At 47.9% G+C, this 23,067-nt stretch carries 20 protein-coding genes and 4 tRNA genes; all 24 read right to left on the minus strand.

Annotation, left to right across the window (positions count from 1 at the left end; genetic code table 11):
* Positions 1-20: 20 nt before the first annotated feature.
* Positions 21-497, minus strand: coding sequence for a 30S ribosomal protein S7 (gene rpsG / locus B5F34_RS09775; protein WP_087338072.1), 477 nt, complete (start codon positions 495-497; stop codon positions 21-23).
* 149 nt (positions 498-646) lie between these two features.
* The gene (gene rpsL / locus B5F34_RS09780; RefSeq protein WP_021846443.1) at positions 647-1,048 is read right to left on the minus strand and encodes a 30S ribosomal protein S12; all 402 of its coding nucleotides are present in this window, start codon (positions 1,046-1,048) and stop codon (positions 647-649) included.
* A 766-nt stretch (positions 1,049-1,814) separates the two neighbouring features.
* The gene (locus B5F34_RS09785) at positions 1,815-4,304 is read right to left on the minus strand and encodes a GIY-YIG nuclease family protein (protein WP_087338075.1); all 2,490 of its coding nucleotides are present in this window, start codon (positions 4,302-4,304) and stop codon (positions 1,815-1,817) included.
* A 23-nt stretch (positions 4,305-4,327) separates the two neighbouring features.
* On the minus strand, positions 4,328-5,830 hold the full coding sequence (locus tag B5F34_RS09790) for an Eco57I restriction-modification methylase domain-containing protein (protein ID WP_087338078.1): 1,503 nt from the start codon (positions 5,828-5,830) through the stop codon (positions 4,328-4,330).
* Complete coding sequence (locus tag B5F34_RS09795; protein ID WP_087338082.1) at positions 5,814-6,506, minus strand: hypothetical protein; 693 nt, start codon at positions 6,504-6,506, stop codon at positions 5,814-5,816. The genes B5F34_RS09790 and B5F34_RS09795 overlap by 17 nt, the downstream gene beginning before the upstream one ends.
* Positions 6,507-6,872: 366 nt before the next feature.
* Positions 6,873-7,181 carry a DUF3467 domain-containing protein gene (locus tag B5F34_RS09800; protein ID WP_087338085.1) on the minus strand — a complete coding sequence of 103 codons (309 nt, stop codon included), beginning with the start codon at positions 7,179-7,181 and terminating at the stop codon, positions 6,873-6,875.
* A gap of 216 nt (positions 7,182-7,397) precedes the next feature.
* Positions 7,398-11,714: a DNA-directed RNA polymerase subunit beta' gene (rpoC, locus tag B5F34_RS09805; protein WP_087338088.1), complete on the minus strand. Its 4,317-nt coding sequence runs from the start codon at positions 11,712-11,714 to the stop codon at positions 7,398-7,400.
* Between the two features lie 53 nt (positions 11,715-11,767).
* A complete protein-coding gene (gene rpoB / locus B5F34_RS09810; RefSeq protein ID WP_087338091.1) occupies positions 11,768-15,580 on the minus strand; it encodes a DNA-directed RNA polymerase subunit beta in 3,813 nt (1,270 codons plus the stop codon).
* Between the two features lie 107 nt (positions 15,581-15,687).
* On the minus strand, positions 15,688-16,065 hold the full coding sequence (gene rplL / locus B5F34_RS09815; protein ID WP_005941908.1) for a 50S ribosomal protein L7/L12: 378 nt from the start codon (positions 16,063-16,065) through the stop codon (positions 15,688-15,690).
* 83 nt (positions 16,066-16,148) lie between these two features.
* The gene (rplJ, locus tag B5F34_RS09820; RefSeq protein WP_087338094.1) at positions 16,149-16,670 is read right to left on the minus strand and encodes a 50S ribosomal protein L10; all 522 of its coding nucleotides are present in this window, start codon (positions 16,668-16,670) and stop codon (positions 16,149-16,151) included.
* A 15-nt stretch (positions 16,671-16,685) separates the two neighbouring features.
* A complete protein-coding gene (gene rplA / locus B5F34_RS09825; RefSeq protein WP_087338097.1) occupies positions 16,686-17,384 on the minus strand; it encodes a 50S ribosomal protein L1 in 699 nt (232 codons plus the stop codon).
* Positions 17,385-17,399: 15 nt separating this feature from the next.
* Entirely contained in the window at positions 17,400-17,843 is a 444-nt protein-coding gene (gene rplK / locus B5F34_RS09830) for a 50S ribosomal protein L11 (protein WP_087338100.1), read from the minus strand.
* Between the two features lie 57 nt (positions 17,844-17,900).
* On the minus strand, positions 17,901-18,443 hold the full coding sequence (nusG, locus tag B5F34_RS09835; protein ID WP_087338103.1) for a transcription termination/antitermination protein NusG: 543 nt from the start codon (positions 18,441-18,443) through the stop codon (positions 17,901-17,903).
* Positions 18,444-18,454: 11 nt separating this feature from the next.
* Positions 18,455-18,643 (minus strand): preprotein translocase subunit SecE, encoded by a 189-nt coding sequence (secE, locus tag B5F34_RS09840; RefSeq protein WP_087338107.1) that lies wholly within the window; start codon positions 18,641-18,643, stop codon positions 18,455-18,457.
* A gap of 14 nt (positions 18,644-18,657) precedes the next feature.
* Positions 18,658-18,730 (minus strand) — tRNA-Trp (locus B5F34_RS09845).
* A gap of 59 nt (positions 18,731-18,789) precedes the next feature.
* The gene (gene tuf, locus B5F34_RS09850; RefSeq protein WP_087338111.1) at positions 18,790-19,974 is read right to left on the minus strand and encodes an elongation factor Tu; all 1,185 of its coding nucleotides are present in this window, start codon (positions 19,972-19,974) and stop codon (positions 18,790-18,792) included.
* Positions 19,975-20,022: 48 nt separating this feature from the next.
* A tRNA-Thr gene (locus tag B5F34_RS09855) sits at positions 20,023-20,094 on the minus strand.
* Between the two features lie 11 nt (positions 20,095-20,105).
* A tRNA-Tyr gene (locus tag B5F34_RS09860) sits at positions 20,106-20,188 on the minus strand.
* A gap of 13 nt (positions 20,189-20,201) precedes the next feature.
* Positions 20,202-20,275, minus strand: a tRNA-Thr gene (locus tag B5F34_RS09865).
* Between the two features lie 96 nt (positions 20,276-20,371).
* Positions 20,372-20,671: a ribosome-associated translation inhibitor RaiA gene (gene raiA / locus B5F34_RS09870; RefSeq protein ID WP_087338114.1), complete on the minus strand. Its 300-nt coding sequence runs from the start codon at positions 20,669-20,671 to the stop codon at positions 20,372-20,374.
* 16 nt (positions 20,672-20,687) lie between these two features.
* Positions 20,688-21,575: a tyrosine recombinase XerC gene (locus tag B5F34_RS09875; protein WP_087338115.1), complete on the minus strand. Its 888-nt coding sequence runs from the start codon at positions 21,573-21,575 to the stop codon at positions 20,688-20,690.
* A gap of 78 nt (positions 21,576-21,653) precedes the next feature.
* Positions 21,654-21,845, minus strand: a complete 192-nt coding sequence (gene rpsU / locus B5F34_RS09880; protein WP_087338118.1) for a 30S ribosomal protein S21 — start codon at positions 21,843-21,845, stop codon at positions 21,654-21,656.
* Between the two features lie 188 nt (positions 21,846-22,033).
* Complete coding sequence (locus tag B5F34_RS09885) at positions 22,034-22,654, minus strand: hypothetical protein (RefSeq protein ID WP_087338121.1); 621 nt, start codon at positions 22,652-22,654, stop codon at positions 22,034-22,036.
* A 161-nt stretch (positions 22,655-22,815) separates the two neighbouring features.
* Positions 22,816-23,067: BT1926 family outer membrane beta-barrel protein (locus B5F34_RS09890; RefSeq protein ID WP_255376960.1), on the minus strand; the 252-nt coding region annotated here is incomplete at its 5' end.

Genomic DNA, 23,067 nt, shown 5'->3' on the forward strand with positions numbered 1-23,067 from the left:
TATCAGCACAAAGGGGAGCATCAGAAGCGGAAGTGAGCGAAAGCACGGTTAGCTTCAGCCATTCTGTGCATATCTTCCTTACGCTTGAAAGCACCTCCCTGTTCATTATAAGCATCCATGATTTCAGCTGCCAGCTTGTCAGCCATCGACTTGCCGCCGCGCTTGCGGGCAAAGTTAATCAGATTCTTCATGGAAACGGACTCCTTACGTTCGGGACGGATTTCAGTCGGCACCTGGAAAGTCGCACCACCAACACGGCGGGACTTTACTTCTACCTGAGGGGTTACATTGTCCAACGCTTTTTTCCAAATCTCGAGAGCGCTCTTCTCTTCGTTCTGCATTTTGCTCTTCACTGTTTCCAAGGCAGCATAGAAAATCTCATACGACGTATTTTTCTTGCCATCATACATCAAGTGGTTCACGAACTTGGAAACCTTCACATCATTAAACACGGGATCCGGCAGGATAACGCGTTTCTTCGGTTTTGCTTTTCTCATTTTCTTTCAGATAATGTTTCGTCCTTGGTTGTCTACCTCTGTCTTCTTCAACCCTCCCTCCGGAAGATTTACTCAACCTTTAGCATCTCCAAGCAAACTAAAACGTAAATTATTTACTTCTTTCGCTTAAATTCCTTAGACTGCTGTCATTATTTCTTCTTAGCGGGAGCAGCCTGACCCGGTTTCGGACGCTTGGCACCGTACTTAGAACGACGCTGCGTGCGACCAGCCACACCAGCCGTATCCAATGTACCGCGAACGATGTGATAACGTACACCCGGAAGGTCTTTCACACGACCGCCACGCACCAACACAATAGAGTGCTCCTGCAAGTTGTGGCCTTCACCGGGGATATAGGAGTTCACCTCCTTACCGTTAGTCAGACGAACACGGGCTACCTTACGCATAGCCGAGTTAGGTTTTTTCGGAGTGGTTGTGTACACTCTCACGCAAACGCCGCGTCTTTGAGGGCAAGAATCCAAAGCGGGAGACTTACTCTTGTCTACCAACACTTGGCGCCCCTTTCTTACTAATTGCTGAATTGTAGGCATTTTACTTATTTTTAAATTATATATTAATTTATATTATTTCCAAACAGTACACTTTTTCGGGCTGCAAAGTTACGAATAAGTTTTGAATAATCAATGCGCTACAGACTTTTTTATTTAAGCGTCTGTTTAAATTTTCCTCTTTTAAGATTTATATTCAGCTTCCTTTAAGCCTCTTTCCGGTCTCTTTTCCCGGCATACTTCGTCACGTAGCCTGCTACGCTCCTCAATACACCGGGAAAAATACTCGGAAACAGCACTCAAAATAAAGCTGATTTGTTTGATGGGAAAAATGCTTTCACGCCTTCACCTGCCTGCAAACTTTTGTAGATGAGGAAAATGTTGTGAAAGATACATCATTCACCCATCTTTCACATCACGTTTTGTGCCGCCACTGATGCACGGAGCAGTTCTATTTTTACCGATTTTATCCTTATACTTTGAAAGCAGCGTCCATAGCGCGGAGAAGCACGGTGCGTATCCCTGCGAAAGGTGTGAAAGATGCGTGAAGGATGCATCTTTCACCATAACCGGCTGATTCACAAAAATTCAGCGGGCGGTGAAGGCGTGAAGGCAGTTTGGGGGTATATTGTTTGCGGGGTAATGTGGGGGGAGCATCATGCCGAGGTAACCAACCTAAAGGTTAGCAGACTAACATGAAAGTTTAGCGTGCTAATATGAAGGTTTAGCGTGCTAATATGAAGGTTTAACGTGCTAATATGAAGGTTTAACGTGCTAATATGAAGGTTTAACGTGCTAAACCTTTATGTTAGGTGAAGCCTTTCTCGTATTCTTCCCGGCTCATGACGGTTTGGTAAAGCCCGATGTCTTCGCCCGCATGACGGTTGATGCCCGTGTATTCCAGGCTGGCGTCTTCGTAGCGTTTGAATTTGTAGATGGCATCGTTCATCAGCGGACCATTGAAAACTCCCAAAGATACGAGTTGACTGAAGTCTTTTAGCGTCAGGCCGGTCACTTTGAAGAAAAGGTCGGGTTCCAGCTGGGTAATGACATCATACAGACTGTATTCGCGGTAGTCAGTCAGATACATGAAGACCGGAATACGGGCAGCAAACTTGATGAGCTTGTCTTGTATCTGTTTGCGCAGGCTCTTGTATTCTTTTTCTTCTTGAGTAATTTTTTGTTTTTCTTCTCTGCTGAGTGAACGGTCTCCAGCCTCACACCTGGCCTTCTTCACAGCATCAGACTTGTTGATAATGGTAGCAATGTCCCGGTTCAGGGTTCGGAAACCTTCTATGTTCATCAGCGCCTGCATAGCTTCGGGATTATTCATCAGGCGTTGTAAAGTCAGGTTGTCCACATTGACCAGCACGGCACTTTCCCATCGGCGGGCCAATAGGGTGGCACTGGTTCCGCTCAAGGCCATATCCAACACACCTGCTGCATCAATCTGCTTCATGTGGCTGCCATCGTAGGCCAACACCGGCAGAAAACGGATGAACTCTTCCACTTTCTTTTCGGGATTCGTTTCGTCTACGTTGAGACGGCAACTGTAATCGGCGATTTGCCGTAGAGCACGGTCGGGGGCAAAGTCGAAAACGTAGCAAGTCTGTTTCAGTATCTCTATCCGGTTGGGTGAAAGACCATCGGGGTTTCGGATAGCCCAAGGACTTTGCACTCGGAAGGCGGCTTGGAAATAGGTTTCGGGACTGGATGAATTGCGCAGCATGAAGATGCCGGTCCAAGGCTTTACGGTGACACCTGTAGTCAGCTTGCCACAAGACAAGGTGATGGTCTTTGTTGCCAGCGGGTCGTCCATGGCGGCGAGGACGGGTTGGAGTGCATCTGCGCCAATACCGGCTTCCGGTCCGGCAGCCACGACAATGTGGCAGTCGTGGTAGAAACGGTTCTGACGCTCTTGCAACAGGTTGCGCATGGCATAGCAGGAGGCCACAGAAGGCAGAAACCAGAGTGTATGACTCAACACTTGCAGCAACGGCGCATGCGAAAAAGGCATAGGCGGACGTTCTGTGCACAACTTCAAGTCGGAAACGATATGGCCGGTATAGGCCCCGCGCATCAGGTCGAGCCATTTTTGCACTTCGTCTTTGTAGCGGAATGAAGCCAACGTGCCTTCGCCTTCTGCCTTGAAGAAGGTGTTGAGGTCGAACTCGTTGAATTCGCCCGCCAAGGCTACAGAGCGGATGGCGTCGGGCAACTGGTAGGTCATCATTACCATGCGTGGCAGGGCGGCGTATGGATTGTCAGGCCCTTGCCAGGCAGCCTTGGCACGCTGTTCGTCCGAGTAAGTCCAGTTGTATATCTGTTCTTCAATAAATTCTCCGGAGCTGATGGCGCGGAAAGGAGTGCCGGACAGGTAGAGGTAGGCATCGGTAGTGATGGGCATCATGTCTTCATCGTAATAGTCGAAGGCACGGTTGGCTTCCTCTTTTTCTTCAGCGGCAAAAAGGTCTTTGGTCTTGTCACGCCAGGCGCCGTAGTGATATTCATCCAAAATGACACAGTCCCAATTCATCTGGTGTATCTGTTCGTTGCGTGCCTTGATTCCTCCCGCTTTGTTGCGTCCCAGCAGGTCTTGGAAAGAACCGAAATACACCAAGGGGTGCGTTTTGTCTGCTTCGTCCAGCGTCAGTGGGGTGTCGCGCGAGATGAATTGCCAGCCCCGGAAGTCAGTGTGGTTCATCAGGTCCGTTTCCCAAGCGTTACGCACGGCGGGTTTGAAAGTAAGTACCAGCAGGCGTTTCCAGCCCATACGACGTGCCAGTTGGTAGGCGGCAAAAGTTTTGCCAAAGCGCATTTTGCAGTTCCAGAGGAAATGAGGGGCTTTTCCGGTATTCTCTTCGCGGCAGCGGTGGAAGTAAGCGGCTGTTTTTTCCACAGCTTCCTGCTGTTCGGGGCGCATGCGGAAGGTTTCTGTGCGTTGGCATTCGGTATCATCATGTCGGCGCACAACTTCTACGGCCTGTGCCACTTCGCGCACGGTGCAGCGGAACCATTCTCCGGCAGGGTTGGCAATGCCCATGCGACGCAGGCGGTCGTGCACTTCGTGGTCGGTAAACGAAGTGCCGTCTTCGCGCATGGCAGAAGCTTCGTAACGGATGGCATAGGGCAGCGGACCGGGCCGTAATGTGGGATATTGTTGGCGAATGCGTTCTTGTACGCTTATGGTGGTATAACCCACTTTCAGCAAGCCTTGATATTGCGGGCTTTTGTCCTCATAGGCGTATATTTTGGGGGATACGGCAGGACGGTGAGGGAAGAAATTGTTGGCAGACATGAGGTAAATAATAAATGTATGCTTTAATCCATGGGACGTATCATGCTTTCGACGAAGGCGATTTCTTCATCGGTCAAGCCGTATTTCTGGTAGAGCATCTCGTCGGTCCAGGGGTGGGAGAAGTCTTGGAGGGGGACAAGAGAGTAAACATTTCTCATAGCATCTTGAGTATTCTTTTTAAGCATAACGCAGAATCTAAAAAATCTGGTATGGATATAACTTATTACATTTTTGCATTCCTTTTCATCATTGAATGGACCAAGCATAAGATAAGTCTGCGTACAGCAGGACTCTGGATAACCAATCATTGGCTTAGCTAAAAATCTATACGGATAGGCGCCTCTTTCTCCATAAGATTTGGAAATGTAAATTTTATAGCTGCCTATCCATTGTTTATTCTTTGTTACATACGCTTTATCTATGTATTTCTTTCCTTTAACGCAAAGGAGTTCTACAGAACCTTGAAAGGGAACATCTTGATATTTACTAAAGGAGGAAATAATGCCGAAAGGAGTTTGTGGGCTTACATATTGAGAGAATGATTTTTCTTTAAATGACTGTATCTTATGCAGAATGGGAACTGCTTCGTTGAAACGAATAAAAGTATCACAATTATTTTCTAATAAGGGGCGAAACATAGTGGATTTTTCTTTTCCATTTTGTATAGAACTAACTCGACAGTTTCCATGATAGTCTTTGTCCCATAGAAAATAGCAAACACCGCCAGAAAGATCTATGCCGTTAGTAAAACATTCTGTAGCATCAGGATAATCAACAATGACTTTTAACCGATTGTCAGAAAGCATATCTTTTCGGAAATCGTCAAGTCCACGACCTCCTGCAAACCATCGTGAAGGTATAATCATAGTTAAGTATTTAGGGCAAAGTTTTTTTGCCTGTTCTACAAATTTATGATAGAGAGGAATGGAGTAATTATCTTTTTCTATTCCAATTTCCAGTTGATACGGCGGATTTCCAATAATAACATCAAACTTCATATCAAATATCTTTTCCGGATTAAATGTGTGAATAAACTGGTAGGCGTATGTTTCCCGTCCTTCATTGCGATCATACACGTTTTGGCTGGCACCGCAGTAGCGGCAGCGACCCTGTTCCCACGTGTGCTGCATGGGCGTATATCGAATGTTTCCCTGCCTGTCGGCAAAAGCAGTGCAAACGGAGTATTTGCTGTTTGCCCACTTGCTGCAATAGACGCTGCGGCGAGAGAGAAGTGAGGTGAGTTCCGTAATGGCGAGTCCGAAGAGTTGGCTGGTCATGATGTGGTTCACCCGTTCTTGCACATCGGGAATTCGGTCGGCCAAACCAACCATGAGGCGCTTGGCTACTTCACGCAAGAAGACACCGGTCTTGCATACAGGGTCGAGAAAGGTGGCCTGCGGATTGCTCCACAGTTCCGGTGGAAGCATATCCAGCATGCGGTTCACTACTTGTGGCGGTGTAAAAACTTCGTCGTTGCTCAGGTTGGCCAGACACGACAATACATCCGGGTTATAGCTGCGCTGCATCTTGGGTATAGATTTTCAGGTAGTGCGTAAGGGGATATTCAGCCTTTGGCGTGGGAATGAAAGCTTCGTCGCCCAAATCGGAGAAAAGATTAGGACCTTGCATAGGCTGGTTGCGCAGCAGCATGTCCAGTTCGAAGTCGCGACGTTTGATGAGACCGCTTCCATTGACAGCCGTCCATTCGCTAAAGGTAATTGCTTCGCGTCCGTCCGGTGTACGCAGGGTCAGAGCATCGCCCCACAAGATGTTACGGTGGAAAACATAGCGGATGCTTTGCAGGTAATCGTCTTTGTCGTCGGCTTGGGGGAAGTGAGTCAGGTAGGCATCGCGCAGAATGTGGAAAAGCCGGGTACGGCATTCGTCCACGTTGTCCTGCAGCAGTTCGATACCGTAGAGGCTGGAAACAGTCAGGAAGGCGTAAAGTTCGTAGTCGGCACGCACTGCGACATACCGGCGTTGCACCACAGCCAGCTTGCGCTGGAGTATGCGGGCCAGAAAATTACCGTTGCCGCAGGCGGGTTCGAGGAAACGGGAGTCAATACGTTCCGTTTCCTCTTTCACAAGATCGAGCATGGCGTTCACCTCGCGGTCGGCGGTAAAGACCTCGCCGTAGGCGGATACGCGCTCTTTGGACTTTATCCGCCTATGGGCAGAAAAGTCTGAGGTGGGGTGTTCCATACAATGCGCTATATATGAGCGGACGCATTATTGGGTAAAAGGTGGGCTTCTGAGGACTTACAAGAGAGGATAAAAAACGCAGACGGAATCTTATCCAATCCTGAGGCCCTGAGAAAGCCCACCGTTACAGATAAGTTCCGCCCACGCTATAGCGCAGGCGTTCGCTGAACTTATTCGAGTAACGGTGCTTGAAATTTCTCAGGTTTCAGGATTTACCGAATAATAGCAAACGCTAATTAATAATATGTCTTTTGTTGTGGCAAAGGTACGAAAGAATTCGTTATCCCGGCTTCAGCAGAACTACTTTTTTAGCATAGGTCCTTTGCTCTTTCATTTTAAAAAGGCAATAAACCTTGCCGATTACACTCAGGCCTCACCAGTTAAATTGGGAAAAGCCAGGTTCTTTTCTTCCGGTATGGAGATGGGGCCGAAAGCACGCTCATACTTCGCGATGTTCTCCTCCAGCGCGCGCAACAAACGCTTGGCATGTTCCGGTGCCAGAATGACCCGCGACTGCACTGGCGCCTTGGGCATACCGGGAAGCACACGCACAAAATCGAGTATGAACTCGGAACTGGAATGGGTAATGATGGCCAGGTTGGAGTAGGTACCCAAGCCGACTTCTTCTCTCAACTCTATCTGCAAATGGTTGTTGCCACTTTCTTGATTTTCCATATCTGTTGCGATTATTTTACAAGTCGCAAAGATAGAAAAATGCGCCAAAAGCACGAAACAAAAAAGAAAAATATCTGCCGCGCCATACATGCCCCAAAGTCAGGCAGAGTCACGGCAACGAAAACAGTCTGCAGCCTCCTCCATTGCAGATAAAAAGAAAAAGGGTAGAAAGCGCAACAGACTCCCTACCCTTCTTCCTTATCTTAACAAACTTCTTTACTCAGCTTCGGCAGGCTGTTCCTGCTTCTCACTGTCAGACACGGCATAATCCAACACCGTCTTCTTGTTGGCCAGCATGCGGTCGTACTCCTCTTTGGAGCCGACAATGAGCTTGTCGAACTCGCGCTGTCCGGTACCGGCAGGAATCAGGTGACCGCAGATAACGTTCTCCTTCATACCCTCCAGTTTGTCCACCTTGCCGTTGATGGCAGCCTCGTTCAGTACCTTCGTCGTTTCCTGGAAGGATGCAGCCGACATGAAGCTGGACGTTTGCAGAGCGGCGCGGGTGATACCTTGCAGGATCTGCGTTGATGTGGCAGGCACGGCATCGCGCACTTCCACGGGCTTCAAGTCGCGGCGCTTCAACATAGAGTTCTCGTCGCGCAACTTGCGGGCAGTGACAATCTGTCCCGGCTGCAGGTTCTGCGAATCTCCGGCATCCACAACCACCTTCTTGCCCCAGATGCGGTCGTTCTCTTCCATAAACTCCTGCTTGTCCACCACCTGCTGTTCCAAGAAGCGGGTATCACCCGGCTCATTGATTTCGACCTTACGCATCATCTGACGCACGATGATTTCGAAGTGCTTATCGTTAATCTTCACACCCTGCAGGCGGTAAACGTCCTGCACCTCGTTGACAATGTATTCCTGTACTGCCGTGGGGCCCTTGATGGCCAGGATGTCGGCCGGCGTGATAGCACCGTCGGACAACGGCGTACCGGCACGCACATAGTCATTCTCCTGTACCAAGATCTGCTTGGACAGCGGCACTAAGTACTTCTTCACATCGCCACCTTTGGAAGTCACGATGATTTCGCGGTTACCACGTTTTACCTTGCCCATCGTAATCTCACCGTCGATTTCGGAAACCACAGCAGGATTGGACGGGTTACGAGCTTCAAACAGCTCTGTGACACGCGGCAGACCACCCGTGATATCACCGGCCTTACCTACGGCACGCGGTATCTTCACGATGACATCTCCGGCTTTCACCTTCTGACCGTCTTCCACCACCACGTGTCCGCCTACCGGCAGGTTGTACGTGCGGATCAATTCGCCGTCTTCGGTCATGATGTGGGCAGTAGGCACCTTCGTCTTATCCTTCGACTCGATGATAATGATTTCGCGCAAACCGGTCGATTCATCGGATTCAACCTTATAAGTAACATTTTCGATGACGTCCTCAAATTCAATCTTACCCGTAGCTTCGGTGATGATAACGGCATTGAACGGGTCCCAACGGGCAATCAGTTTGCCTTTCTCCACCACCTCACCATCGTTGGCATACAACGTAGAACCATAAGGAACATTGTGAGTAGACAGGATGATGTCGGTATTCACATCCACGAAACGCAATTCTGCCAAACGGCCGACTACCACCTTGGCAGCCTGACCGGTTTCGTCAATCACGTCTACCGTGCGAAGTTCCTCGAACTCCAGGCGGGCATCATTCTTGGCCACAATGCTGGCATTGGCAGCGATGTTGGCAGCCGTACCACCGGCGTGGAACGTACGCAACGTCAACTGAGTACCCGGTTCACCGATAGACTGGGCAGCGATGACGCCTACAGCCTCGCCCTTCTGCACCATGCGGCTCGTAGCCAGGTTACGCCCATAACACTTGGCGCAGACACCTTTCTTCGACTCACAGGTCAGTACAGAACGGATTTCGACGCTCTCGATAGGAGAATCTTCAATCTTCTGGGCAATCTCTTCGGTAATCTCCTCACCACCGGCTACAATCAGTTCGCCAGTTGTGGGGTGAACAATATCGTGCACAGACACACGGCCTAAGATGCGTTCATACAATGTGGCAATGACCTCGTCATTGTTCTTCAAAGCCGTGCACACCAGTCCGCGGAGTGTACCGCAGTCTTCTTCGTTCACAATCACATCGTGCGACACGTCTACCAGACGACGGGTCAGGTATCCGGCATCGGCCGTCTTCAAGGCAGTATCGGCCAGACCCTTACGGGCACCGTGCGTGGAAATGAAGTACTCCAACACGGAAAGGCCCTCCTTAAAGTTCGAAAGAATCGGGTTCTCGATAATCTGACCTCCCTCGGCACCGGCTTTCTGCGGCTTGGCCATCAGACCACGCATACCGGACAACTGACGGATCTGTTCCTTAGAACCACGGGCACCGGAATCCAGCATCATGTAAACAGAGTTGAATCCTTGGTCGTCTTCCGAGATTGTCTTCATCAGGATGTTGGACAACTCAGAGTTAACGTGCGTCCAAATATCAATCACCTGGTTATAACGTTCATTGTTGGTAATGAAACCCATGTTGTAGTTATTGATAACCTGCTCCACTTCTTCATAACCCTTCTGAACCAGAGCCTCTTTCTCTTCAGGGATAATAATGTCACCCAAGTTGAATGACAGACCACCCTTGAAGGCCATGTAATAACCCAAGTTCTTGATACCGTCCAGGAAGTCGGCAGCCTCAGACACACCGCATACTTTGATAACGTGGCTGATGATGTCGCGCAACGACTTCTTGGAGATAATAGTATTGATATAACCGGCTTTATCCGGTACGATTTCATTGACAATGACACGGCCCACAGAAGTATCATGCATCATTTTCTTGACGATGTTACCCTGATCGTCCACGTCGTTCACCAACACACTTACCGGTGCGTGAATATCACACTTGCCTTCGTTATAAGCAATCAAAGCCTCTTCCGGTCCGTAGAAAGTCAAGCCTTCGCCCTTGGCTCCCTTACGCAGCTTGGTGATATAATATAAGCCCAGCACCATGTCCTGCGCAGGCACTGTGATAGGAGCACCGTTGGCAGGATTCAAGATGTTGTGCGATTGCAGCATCAGCATCTGAGCTTCCAGAATAGCCTCATTGCTCAAAGGCAAGTGAACAGCCATCTGGTCACCATCGAAGTCGGCGTTGAAAGCCGTACATGCCAACGGGTGTAACTGGATAGCCTTGCCCTCGATCATCTTGGGCTGGAAAGCCTGGATACCCAGACGGTGCAGCGTCGGGGCGCGGTTCAACAGCACCGGATGTCCCTTCATCACATGCTCCAGAATATCCCAGATGACCGGTTCCTTACGGTCTACAATCTTCTTGGCACTCTTCACCGTCTTCACAATACCACGCTCAATGAGCTTGCGGATAATGAACGGCTTATAGAGTTCGGCTGCCATCAGTTTAGGAATTCCGCATTCACCCATCTTCAACTCCGGACCTACCACGATAACGGAACGAGCCGAATAGTCGACACGCTTACCCAGCAGGTTCTGACGGAAACGTCCCTGCTTACCTTTCAAGCTGTCCGAAAGAGATTTCAGCGGACGGTTGGCATCTGTTTTTACAGCACTCGACTTGCGTGAGTTGTCAAACAAAGAATCTACCGCTTCCTGCAACATACGCTTTTCGTTGCGCAAGATTACTTCCGGTGCCTTGATTTCAATCAAACGTTTCAGACGGTTGTTGCGGATAATTACACGACGATAAAGATCGTTCAGGTCCGAAGTGGCGAAACGTCCTCCATCCAATGGAACCAACGGACGCAATTCGGGCGGGATAACCGGCACGATGCGCACAATCATCCACTCCGGCTTGTTGCGACCACGCGAAGCACGGAACGACTCAACAACCTGCAGCCGCTTCAGAGCCTCGTTTTTACGCTGCTGAGAAGCATCACTTCCGGCACGATGACGCAACTCGTAAGAAAGAGCATCCAAATCCAACTTAGACAACAGGTCGTAGATGGCTTCTGCGCCCATCTTGGCAATAAACTTGTTGGGGTCGGAATCTTCCAGGAACTGATTATCTTTCGGAAGTTTATCCAGCAAATCCAGATATTCGCCTTCTTCCAACAAATCATATTTAGCCACCTCGTCACCCAGCACACCGGGCTGAATCACGATGTAACGCTCATAGTAAATAATGGCATCCAACTTCTTCGTCGGCAATCCCAACAGATAACCGATCTTGTTGGGAAGGGAACGGAAATACCAAATATGTGCTACCGGAACCACCAGTTGGATGTGTCCCATACGCTCACGACGTACTTTCTTCTCAGTGACCTCTACACCGCAACGGTCGCAGACAATGCCCTTGTAACGGATACGCTTGTACTTACCGCAATGGCATTCATAGTCTTTAACAGGACCAAAAATACGCTCGCAGAACAAACCGTCACGCTCAGGCTTATACGTACGGTAATTGATGGTTTCAGGCTTTAATACTTCACCACTCGAATTTTCCAGGATTTCTTCGGGAGAAGCCAAACCGATGGATATCTTCGAGAAATTACTCTTTATCTTGTTATCTTTTCTAAAAGCCATATTTGTATGTTAATTGTAAATTGTCGATTGAATAAATGGTCATCTCAGCCGGCTTATTCCAAGTGAATGCTTAAACACAAGCCCTGCAACTCATGCAGCAATACGTTCAAGGACTCCGGAATGCCCGGCGTAGGCATCGGCTCGCCCTTCACAATAGCCTCATAAGCTTTGGAACGTCCAACGACATCATCCGACTTAATCGTCAGGATTTCCTGCAAGACGTGTGCGGCACCGAAGGCCTCCAGTGCCCAAACCTCCATTTCTCCGAAACGCTGGCCACCGAACTGTGCCTTACCACCCAACGGCTGCTGGGTAATCAACGAATACGGGCCGATAGAACGTGCGTGCATCTTATCCTCAACCATGTGACCCAACTTCAACATATAAGTCACACCCACCGTTGCCTGCTGTTCAAAGGCCTCACCCGTTCCGCCATCGTAAAGCGTAGTCTTACCATAACGCGGCAATCCGGCCTTATCAGTCCATTCATTCAAGTCATCCAGAGAGGCGCCATCGAAAATCGGAGTAGCAAACTTCACACCCAGCTTCTTTCCGGCACTGCCCAATACAGCCTCGAAAATCTGACCAATATTCATACGCGAAGGCACGCCCAAGGGGTTCAGTACAATATCAACTGGGGTTCCGTCTGCCAAGAACGGCATATCTTCCTGGCGTACCACACGTGACACAATACCCTTGTTTCCGTGACGACCGGCCATCTTATCTCCGACACCAATCTTACGCTTCTTGGCAATGTAGACTTTCGCCATCTGGATAATTCCTGCCGGCAGTTCATCGCCGATAGTAATGGCAAACTTCTTGCGTTTCAATTCAGCGTCCTGTTCCTTATACTTACGGATAAAGTTCATCACCAACGCACGAATCAAATCATTGGTATGCTCATCCTTGGTCCAACCACTCAACTGAACGGCCGTAAAATCCAAGTCACTGAAATCGGATGCAGCAAATTTGGCGCCTTTGGCTATCACGTCAGTGCCCATATAATCCTTGACACCTTCGGATACATAATTTTCTGTCAACTTTAGAAGTTTCTTCACCAGAATCTTACGCAAATCTTCAACCTGAGCCTCAAATTCTTCATCAATCTTCTGCAACAAAGCCTTATCAGCCATCTTGGAACTGCGGGTCTTTATGACGCGCGAGAACAACCGCTTACCAATAACTACACCTTTTAACGAAGGAGAAGCCTTCAGTGAAGCATCCTTCACATCACCAGCCTTGTCACCAAAGATGGCACGCAGCAATTTCTCTTCGGGCGAAGGATCCGACTCACCCTTCGGGGTAATTTTACCAATCAGGATGTCACCCGGCTCAATACGTGCTCCAACACGCACAATACCGTTGTCATCCAAATCTTTCGTAGCTTCTTCACTCACATTCGGAATATCAGAAGTCAGTTCTTCCATACCGCGTTTTGTTTCACGCACTTCCAGCGAGAACTCTTCCACATGTACCGAAGTCAGCAAATCTTCACGTACCACGCGCTCATTCAGAACGATAGCATCCTCGTAGTTGTATCCTTTCCACGGCATGTAAGCCACCAGCAGATTCTTACCCAATGCCAGTTCACCATCTTCCGTAGAATAGCCTTCTGTCAGAATCTGCCCCTTTGTCACACGCTGTCCTTTATCGCAAATAGGACGCAAGTCAATGGTCATATTCTGATTGGTGCGGCGCCATTTCGGGATTTTATATTCCTTCAAGGCAGGCTCAAAGCTGACAAATTCCTCGTCTTCCGTACGGTCGTACAAGATACGTATGGTGGTTGCATCCACGAAATCGACCACCCCGTCGCCCTCAGCCGTAATCTGTGTACGGGAGTCACGTGCAAGCTGACGTTCTATGCCCGTTCCCACGATAGGAGCCTCACTTCTCAACAAAGGTACAGCCTGGCGCATCATGTTCGAACCCATCAGCGCACGGTTGGCATCATCGTGTTCCAAGAAAGGAATCAGTGAAGCGGCTATAGAGGCAATCTGCTGCGGAGAAACGTCCATCAACTCCACCTCGCTGGGAGGCACTACCGGATAATCGGCATCCTGTCGGGCCTTTACCTTGTCGCGCACAAATGTACCGTCATCATTCAACGGCGCATTACCTTGGGCAATGATTTTGCCTTCCTCTTCCTCAGCCGTCAGATAAAGCAGTCCGTTTTCAGACAAATCCACCTTACCACTTTCTACCTTACGGTATGGGGTCTCAATAAATCCGAGGTCATTAATCTTGGCATATACACAGAGCGAAGAAATCAGACCGATGTTCGGACCTTCAGGTGTCTCAATCGGACACAAACGGCCATAGTGAGTATAGTGCACGTCTCGCACCTCAAAACCGGCACGGTCGCGCGACAAACCGCCGGGACCCAATGCAGACATACGACGTTTGTGCGTGATTTCTGCCAGCGGGTTCGTCTGGTCCATGAACTGCGACAGTGCATTGGTGCCGAAGAACGAATTGATAACCGATGAAATAGTCTTGGCATTGATCAAGTCAATGGGCGTGAACACTTCATTGTCACGCACATTCATGCGTTCACGAATGGTACGCGACATACGCGCCAGACCAATGGCAAACTGATTGGACAACTGCTCACCGACCGTACGTACACGACGATTGCTCAAGTGGTCAATATCATCGACTACAGCTTTGGAGTTAATCAACTCAATCAGATACTTGATAATTTCAATAATGTCCTCTTTCGTCAAGACACGGACACTCATATCCGTAGTCAGATTCAGTTTCTTGTTGATGCGGTAACGTCCCACATCACCCAAGTCGTATCTCTTCTCCGAAAAGAACAGGTTATTGATGACCTCGCGGGCACTCGCATCGTCGGCAGGGTCAGCATTGCGCAGCTGACGGTAAATGTAAAGCACTGCCTCCTTCTCCGAGTTACTCGGGTCTTTCTGCAATGTATTGTAAATAATCGAATAATCAGACTGATTCTGTTCCTCTTTATGAACCAGAATATTCTGAACACCCGATTCAAGAATAATATCAACATGTTCCGGCTCAATGACGGTTTCACGGTCGATTACGACTTCATTACGCTCGATAGAAACCACTTCACCGGTATCTTCATCCACAAAGTCCTCAATCCAAGTCTTCAAGACACGGGCCGCTAACTTACGTCCGATGATTTTCTTCAAGTTAGCCTTGTTCACCTTTACATCCTCGGCCAGATTGAAGATTTCCAGAATATCCTTGTCGTTCTCAAAACCAATGGCTCGCAGCAAAGTCGTTACTGGCAGTTTCTTCTTACGGTCAATATACGCATACATCACATTATTGATGTCTGTAGCGAATTCGATCCACGAACCTTTGAAAGGAATGATACGGGCCGAATACAATTTGGTACCGTTGGCATGCACGCTCTGACCGAAGAACACGCCCGGCGAGCGGTGCAGCTGCGAAACGACAACACGTTCAGCACCATTAATCACAAAAGTTGCCTTCTCCGTCATATAAGGGATAGGACCGAGAAAAACATCCTGAATCACGGTATCGAAGTCCTCGTGGTCAGGGTCGGTACAATACAGCTTCAATTTCGCCTTTAATGGAACGCTGTAAGTGAGCCCCCGCTCTATGCACTCATCAATGCTATAACGCGGCGGATCAATATAATAATCCAGAAACTCAAGAACGAAATTGTTTCTTGTATCGGCAATGGGGAAGTTCTCAGCAAATACTTTATACAATCCCTCGTTTTTACGTTTTTCGGGTGGAGTATCCAGCTGTAAAAAGTCTTTGAATGACTTCAATTGCACCTCCAGAAAATCCGGATAGGGAAGCGGATTTTTAGTAGAAGCGAAGTTAACTCTTTGATTTACAATATTTGAAGACATCTGGAAAAATGGATTTGTAGAAGTGAATTTTAACTATATGCACAAAAAGGTTAAGAACCCTTTTCACGAAGGGTTCCTAACCGAATAACCTGATTTACAGGCAAATGTTATTTAAGTTCAACTTCAGCTCCAGCTTCTTCCAATGTTTTCTTCAATGATTCTGCTTCGTCCTTAGCCAAACCTTCTTTTACAGTGCTGGGAGCACCGTCAACCAAGTCCTTAGCCTCTTTCAGACCAAGACCGCAAGCTTCCTTCACAGCCTTCACTACCTGAAGTTTAGCTGCACCGGCGCTCTTCAAAACTACGTCGAAAGAAGTCTTCTCTTCAGCAGCAGCGGCACCACCGGCAGCGGGACCAGCAGCAACTGCAACAGCTGCAGCAGCAGGTTCAATACCATATTCTTCCTTCAAGATTGTAGCAAGTTCATTAACTTCTTTTACTGTCAAGTTAACTAATTGTTCTGCAAAAGCTTTCAAATCTGCCATTTTTGTATGAATTTAATTGTTTAAATACTGAATAAATTGTTTGATTTTGAACTCCGGCATAACGGAGTCCGGTTGTGAAGGCATTAAGCCTCCGTGCGTTCGCCAAGAGTCTTGAGGACTCCGTGAAGAGTGTTGCCACCCGATTGAAGAGCAGAAATAACGTTCTTGGCCGGAGATTGCAGCAATGCAACGATTTCAGCAATAACCTCATTCTTACTCTTGATAGCTACGAGAGCATCCAGCTGGTCAGCGCCAACATAGAAGCTTTCTTCTGCATATGCAGCCTTCAGTGCGGGAATACCGTCTTTAGCCTTATCCTTGATTAACTTAGCCGGAACATTTGCCACATTGCAGAACATCACGGCAGTCGTGCCTTTCAAGCAGCCGTAGAGCGGAGAAAAGTCACCTTCGAGAGACTCCAGAGCCTTATGCAGCAAAGTGTTCTTTACCACCATCAGCTTCACGCCAGCCTTGAAGCAAGCAGCTCTCAAAGCACTAGTGGCAGCAGCATTCATAGCCGTTACATCCACCAGATAGAAATGACCATATTCCTTAACCGTAGCAGCGATCTGCTCAATAATCGTACTTTTATCTTCCTTTCTCATTATTCGTCCGTTTTATTAGATTTCTTCCACTGATTTCGGGTCAACCTTGATACCCGCACTCATTGTACTAGAAAGATAAATACTCTTAATATACGTACCCTTAGCTGCTGTCGGTTTCAATTTAATCAGAGTAGATATGAATTCTTTTGCGTTGTCACGGATCTGATCCGGCGTAAACGATACCTTACCGATAGAGGTATGCACGATACCGCTCTTGTCAACCTTGAAGTCTATCTTACCTTGCTTAACTTCCTTCACAGCTTTGGCCACATCCATTGTCACAGTGCCACTCTTCGGATTCGGCATCAGGCCACGGGGACCGAGAATACGACCGAGGGCACCAATCTTACCCATGATAGACGGCATTGTGATAATGACATCCACATCCGTCCATCCACCTTTGATCTTTTCGATATACTCGTCCAGACCGACATAGTCAGCACCTGCTTCTTTTGCAGCAGCCTCGGCATCAGGCGTACACAACACCAACACACGTGTCACCTTACCAGTACCGTGAGGAAGTGATACCACACCTCTCACCATCTGGTTAGACTTACGCGGGTCGATACCCAAACGCACATCGATATCCAGAGAAGCATCAAACTTAGTAAAAGTGATTTCTTTCACCAATTGAGAAGCCTCCTTGAGAGAGTATACTTTCCCTGCTTCAATTTTGCCTGCAGCCAACTTTTGATTTTTTGTCAGTTTACTCATTCTAATTGAAGTTTATTAGTTATTAACCGGGAACTCCCCTTTTACAGTGATACCCATGCTTCTTGCTGTACCGGCTACCATCTTCATGGCAGCTTCCACAGTAAAGCAGTTCAAGTCTACCAACTTATCCTGGGCAATCGTACGAACCTGGTCCCAAGTAATCTCAGCAACCTTCTTACGATTAGGCTCAGCAGAACCACTCTTCTGTTTTGTCAACTCCAGCAGCTGAATAGCTACGGGCGGAGTCTTGATGACAAAATCAAAAGACTTATCCGTATAATAAGTGATAATTACAGGAAGAACTTTTCCTGCCTTGTCTTGGGTTCTGGCGTTGAATTGCTTGCAAAACTCCATAATATTGATACCCTTCGAACCCAAAGCAGGTCCTACGGGAGGTGATGGATTTGCAGCGCCTCCTTTAATCTGTAACTTGATTAGTCCAGCAACTTCTTTAGCCATTTTAAATTGATTTTTATATTACACTAATGACGAGAATTCCGCAGCGTAACACCCGCATCATTCTTTCTCCACTTGCATAAAGCCCAACTCAAGCGGGGTTTTCCGCCCGAATATCTTCACCATGACCTTCAGTTTCTTCTTCTCGGCATTCACCTCTTCAATGACACCACTGAAACCGCTGAACGGGCCGTAATTCACCTTTACAGCCTCACCGACCAGATACGGGATATTCAGGTCTTCACCTGCATCCTGCAACTCATCGACCGTACCGAGAATCCGATTGACTTCCGACTGTCTCAGGGGAACCGGTTTGTCCAATCCTCCCAAGAACCCAATCACATTAGGCGTGTTTCTCAAACGATGAGCCACCTCACCCACCAGAGCTGCTTCTACCAAAACGTAACCAGGCAGATAACTTCTTTCTTTCACAATTTTCTTACCATTGCGAACCTGATAAACCTTTTCAGTAGGAATCAATACCTGAGACACATATTCGCCAAGGTCGCTGTTCTTTATGTCAGCTTCCAGGTATTCCTTCACCTTAGCTTCTTTTCCACTGATGGCACGCAACACGTACCACTTTTTTTCCACCTCAGACATTCTGCTCTAATTTAATGAGGATAAACAAACTCCATAATGTTCTGGAAACAGAAATCCATAATGAACACCACCAACGCAATAAGCAGGGAAGCATATAAAACAGCCACTGCGCTGCTGGTCAGTTCTGCATACGTAGGCCACGAAACTTTATGAACAAGTTCGTCGTAAGATTCCTTGAATATAGTAACAATCTTTTTCATTGTCTAAATATTAGCACGGGAGGAGAGGCTCGAACTCCCGACACCCGGTTTTGGAGACCGGTGCTCTACCAACTGAGCTACTCCCGTTTGTACATAATCAGTTCCCGAAATTTAATCCGGGAACTGATTCATACCTTTATCTTCTATTAGTCAAGAATTTCAGTAATCTGACCAGAACCTACCGTACGACCACCTTCACGAATAGCGAAGCGCAGACCTACGTTCAAGGCTACCGGATAAATCAGCGTAACTGTGATTTCCACGTTATCGCCCGGCATTACCATTTCTACGCCTTCCGGCAGAGTGATTTCACCGGTGCAGTCCATCGTACGCAGATAGAACTGAGGACGATACTTGTTGTGGAACGGAGTGTGACGACCACCTTCTTCTTTCTTCAAGACATAGATAGAAGCCTTGAATTTAGAGTGAGGCTTAATCTGACCCGGTTTGCAGAGAACCATACCGCGCTTGATTTCGTTCTTGTCGATACCACGCAGCAGCAGACCTACGTTATCACCAGCTTCACCTTCATCCAGAATCTTGCGAAACATTTCAACGCCCGTAACAACAGACTTCTTATCTTCACCCAGACCCAGGATTTCAACTTCGTCACCTACCTTGATAATACCAGCCTCGATACGTCCCGTAGCAACAGTACCACGACCTGTGATAGAGAACACGTCCTCAACAGGCATCAAGAAAGGCTTATCGATATCACGCGGAGGCAGAGGAATCCAAGTATCGCAAGCATCCATCAGCTCCATAATCTTCTCTTCCCACTTTTCAACGCCGTTCAATGCGCCCAGAGCAGAACCCTGGATAAACGGAGTGTTGTCACCGTCGAAATCGTAAGCAGACAGAAGTTCGCGCATTTCCATTTCAACGAGCTCCAACATTTCGGGGTCGTCTACCATGTCGCACTTATTCATGAACACTACCAATCTCGGCACGTTCACCTGACGAGCCAGCAGGATGTGCTCACGCGTCTGAGGCATCGGACCATCGGTAGCAGCAACCACGATGATAGCGCCATCCATCTGAGCGGCACCAGTTACCATGTTCTTCACATAGTCAGCGTGTCCCGGGCAGTCAACGTGCGCATAGTGACGAGTTGCAGTTTCATATTCAACGTGAGAAGTATTGATCGTGATACCACGCTCTTTTTCTTCAGGAGCATTATCAATCTGATCAAAAGACTTAACTTCAGACAGACCTTTCTTTGCCAATACCGTTGTGATAGCGGCAGTCAAAGTAGTCTTACCGTGGTCAACGTGACCAATTGTACCAATATTAACATGCGGTTTGGTACGTTCAAATTTCTCTTTAGCCATAGCTTTACTTGTTATTTATTTGATTAATAATCAGCTTTCGTACGCAAGAGCTGTTACCGGGACTTGAACCCGGGACCTCTTCCTTACCAAGGAAGTGCTCTACCGCTGAGCTATAACAGCAAAAGTGAGGGTGGGCAAAGATGGATTCGAACCACCGAAGGCATAAGCCAGCAGATTTACAGTCTGCCCCATTTGACCACTCTGGTATTTGCCCTGCTTAATTATCGAGCCTCTTGTCGGATTCGAACCAACGACCCCGAGATTACAAATCACGTGCTCTGGCCAACTGAGCTAAAGAGGCATTCACAAAAATGCAACCGTTCCGTTGAAGGGACCTTTGCGAAACGGCTGCAAATTTAGGCATTATTTTTTTACCCGCAAAATTTTTACCGGGATTTTATTTATTCCTTTGCTTTTCTTTGTATTTCACCAGCTGTTTTTCCAAAGCATCCAGGCTCAAGTCCACTGCTTCTTCAAACGTGTCGCAAACTTTGCTTGCGTAGAACTCACCGTTCGGGACCAGTATTTTCACACCGGCTTCCTTGTTTTCGGCCGTCTCTGGCTTCACTACTTTCAATGACACCTCTACTTTCTTTATATCATCGTAAAACCGTTCCAGTTTCTGCACTTTTTTCTGAATAAAGGCCTGCAGACGTTCGGATGCGTCGAAATGAATCGATTGAATTCTTACTTCCATACTTACCTCCTTTTATTTAGGCCCGAGGATGAGCCTGGTTATACATTTTTTTCAGTTCCTCAAAAGTGGTATGCGTATAGACTTCGGTCGTCGCCAGACTTTCGTGCCCCAGCAGTTCCTTAATAGATCCAAGCTGAGCGCCGTGGTTCAGCATTAACGTCGCAAAGGTATGCCTCAGCACGTGGGGAGACCGTTTCTTTACCGTCACCACCTTGGAGAGATTTCGCTTCACAATATCTTCAACAATACTGCGGTATAATTGTTCACCGTTTTCACGAACAAAAAACGCGTTTGTCTTCGCTCCTACGGCGTCCGACCGCTGCCTGACATATTCCAGCAAGTCTTTTTTCAGCTCCTCGCCAAAAGGTATCAGCCGCTGTTTATTCCGTTTTCCCGTCACCTTAAAACAGGAAGCCAGAAAATCCACGTCTTCATCTTTCAGTCCTATCAGTTCAGACAGGCGCATCCCTGTCAGATAGAACGTCTCAAGAATCGCGCGGTCGCGACATCCTTTAAAGCCCGGCCCGAAATCGATGTCATCCAGCAGTCTGTCCATATCCGTTTCCTTCACGAAGACAGGCAGCCTCTTTTTGTTTTTGGGTCCCATAACTTTCCGCAGCGGGTCTGCCTGACAGACGCCCTGCTTCAGCAGGTATTTAAAGAAGGACCGCAGGGTGCTCAATTTCCGGTTGACCGACGTCGACGAATACCCCCCATCCAACAGCATAACCATCCAACTGCGGATTTCGCGGGAGCCGGCCTCGGCAAGCGGCTTGCTTTCTCCATTCTCACCTTCCAGGAACGCTTCAAACTGAAGCAGATCACTGCCATAAGCCTTCACCGTTTCCGGTGAATAATTACGCTCATAGCGCAGGTAGTCAAGAAAGGAATCTATCAGTTCCATATCGTTACAACTCTCTTATGAAATTGTGCAACGAAAGTAGGAAAAAGAATTCAAAAAATCAAAGGTCTTTACGAAAAATTAATCTTCCATTTGCTGAAGTTTCTGAACGTAGATAGCACGTTCTTTCTTAAGTCTCTTGATTACAGACGGTTTATCAAACTGCTGTCTGCTTCTCAATTCCTTCACAACTCCGGTTTTTTCAAATTTACGCTTGAATTTCTTCAGCGCCTTTTCGATGTTCTCGCCTTCTTTTACAGGTACTACAATCATTTTTTTGGTTTTAAAATTTAATAATTAAACATAGAATGTCAAATTCGAGCGGCAAAAGTACGTATACTTTCTTAATTTACAAAACTTTCTGCTTGTTTTTCCACGAAAAACACCGGAAAAAGCCCGACACCGGCAAGTTTCTCCGTTCCGACTCCCGACCTGCTGCGCATGTTTCTGCCCGACACCTCTTACCGGCCGCCTGCCTGCATCCTGCGGCCTTCTTCCTGCTTTTCCTTCAGCAAAAAGAACCGGCAACAAAGGAAATAAAAACAAACGTCCGAGGCGTAAGGCATCCAATCAAACATTGCGTCTATTTCCATCGGCATTATCTTATATTGATAGTACACCAGAGCCGAACCCACAAACACTAAAGCCGAGAAGCCCAAATAGGCAAAGACAACACGAGACATGTATTTCTCCCGTATCTTCCTGAGAGCCATTCCTGTATTAAACATAGCTACATAGAGAGCCACCAACAAAATAGGCGACAAAAGAGCCAGGAACAACTGTCCGTCGTCCATCTCTGACGCCTTCTTATCATCCATGAACCCAAACAACATCGTAGCAAGCGTCAAGCCAATGAGCCACGTAAAAGACGACGACCGGCTACCCTTGAGCCTGGCATATTGCCACAAGCCCCAAGTGAAATAGACAGACACCAGACATTCGAATAAATCCCTCGGCCAAGCTATCCGTTCCCCAAAAATCAGAAAGCAGGGGGAGATAACCAGCCAGATAATGAATACTATTTTATAGCGTCGGGCATCGGGCAACCGACCCGAAGCCTTTAAGAGCGGAGTGGTCTGCATAAAAACTACTTTGGTTTACAGGTGCAAAGATAACGTTTTTTTCATTTCCCAACGCCTGAAGAGCCTCCCGATTGCCAATAAAAAAAGGGTGCGCCCCTTGTAGCGCACCCGGAAGCCCGCCGCCGGAGAGTGCAGCGGGCACAGTTCTAAGTTTACGAGGCTTAGAAAAGAAATCCTATCTTCAAGGTCGGTGCAGCGAAGATGCCGAAGTTGTGGCTGTTGGCATCCAGGTTGCTCAGACCTTCCTGAGGCTTGATAAGCGTACGGTTGTAGGTGTAAGCGAAAGGATCAATCTCGGCACCGATGAAGAATGATTCGGTGAAGAAATAGTCCACACCGGCGGTGATGGCACCGCGGATGTTGAAGGCTTCGCCTACCGATTCGCCCATGTAGGTCTCGTCGTCCGTCATGCT

The organism is Mediterranea sp. An20, from assembly GCF_002160055.1.
GTDB classification, from domain to species: Bacteria; Bacteroidota; Bacteroidia; order Bacteroidales; family Bacteroidaceae; genus Bacteroides; species Bacteroides avicola.

Bases quoted from the DNA above. Each gene is read 5' to 3' on its own strand.
- rpsG (WP_087338072.1), bottom strand. From the start codon at position 497: ATGAGAAAAGCAAAACCGAAGAAACGCGTTATCCTGCCGGATCCCGTG.
- rpsL (WP_021846443.1), bottom strand. From the start codon at position 1,048: ATGCCTACAATTCAGCAATTAGTAAGAAAGGGGCGCCAAGTGTTGGTA.
- B5F34_RS09785 (WP_087338075.1), bottom strand. From the start codon at position 4,304: ATGTCTGCCAACAATTTCTTCCCTCACCGTCCTGCCGTATCCCCCAAA.
- B5F34_RS09790 (WP_087338078.1), bottom strand. From the start codon at position 5,830: ATGCAGCGCAGCTATAACCCGGATGTATTGTCGTGTCTGGCCAACCTG.
- B5F34_RS09795 (WP_087338082.1), bottom strand. From the start codon at position 6,506: ATGGAACACCCCACCTCAGACTTTTCTGCCCATAGGCGGATAAAGTCC.
- B5F34_RS09800 (WP_087338085.1), bottom strand. From the start codon at position 7,181: ATGGAAAATCAAGAAAGTGGCAACAACCATTTGCAGATAGAGTTGAGA.
- rpoC (WP_087338088.1), bottom strand. From the start codon at position 11,714: ATGGCTTTTAGAAAAGATAACAAGATAAAGAGTAATTTCTCGAAGATA.
- rpoB (WP_087338091.1), bottom strand. From the start codon at position 15,580: ATGTCTTCAAATATTGTAAATCAAAGAGTTAACTTCGCTTCTACTAAA.
- rplL (WP_005941908.1), bottom strand. From the start codon at position 16,065: ATGGCAGATTTGAAAGCTTTTGCAGAACAATTAGTTAACTTGACAGTA.
- rplJ (WP_087338094.1), bottom strand. From the start codon at position 16,670: ATGAGAAAGGAAGATAAAAGTACGATTATTGAGCAGATCGCTGCTACG.
- rplA (WP_087338097.1), bottom strand. From the start codon at position 17,384: ATGAGTAAACTGACAAAAAATCAAAAGTTGGCTGCAGGCAAAATTGAA.
- rplK (WP_087338100.1), bottom strand. From the start codon at position 17,843: ATGGCTAAAGAAGTTGCTGGACTAATCAAGTTACAGATTAAAGGAGGC.
- nusG (WP_087338103.1), bottom strand. From the start codon at position 18,443: ATGTCTGAGGTGGAAAAAAAGTGGTACGTGTTGCGTGCCATCAGTGGA.
- secE (WP_087338107.1), bottom strand. From the start codon at position 18,643: ATGAAAAAGATTGTTACTATATTCAAGGAATCTTACGACGAACTTGTT.
- tuf (WP_087338111.1), bottom strand. From the start codon at position 19,974: ATGGCTAAAGAGAAATTTGAACGTACCAAACCGCATGTTAATATTGGT.
- raiA (WP_087338114.1), bottom strand. From the start codon at position 20,671: ATGGAAGTAAGAATTCAATCGATTCATTTCGACGCATCCGAACGTCTG.
- B5F34_RS09875 (WP_087338115.1), bottom strand. From the start codon at position 21,575: ATGGAACTGATAGATTCCTTTCTTGACTACCTGCGCTATGAGCGTAAT.
- rpsU (WP_087338118.1), bottom strand. From the start codon at position 21,845: ATGATTGTAGTACCTGTAAAAGAAGGCGAGAACATCGAAAAGGCGCTG.
- B5F34_RS09885 (WP_087338121.1), bottom strand. From the start codon at position 22,654: ATGCAGACCACTCCGCTCTTAAAGGCTTCGGGTCGGTTGCCCGATGCC.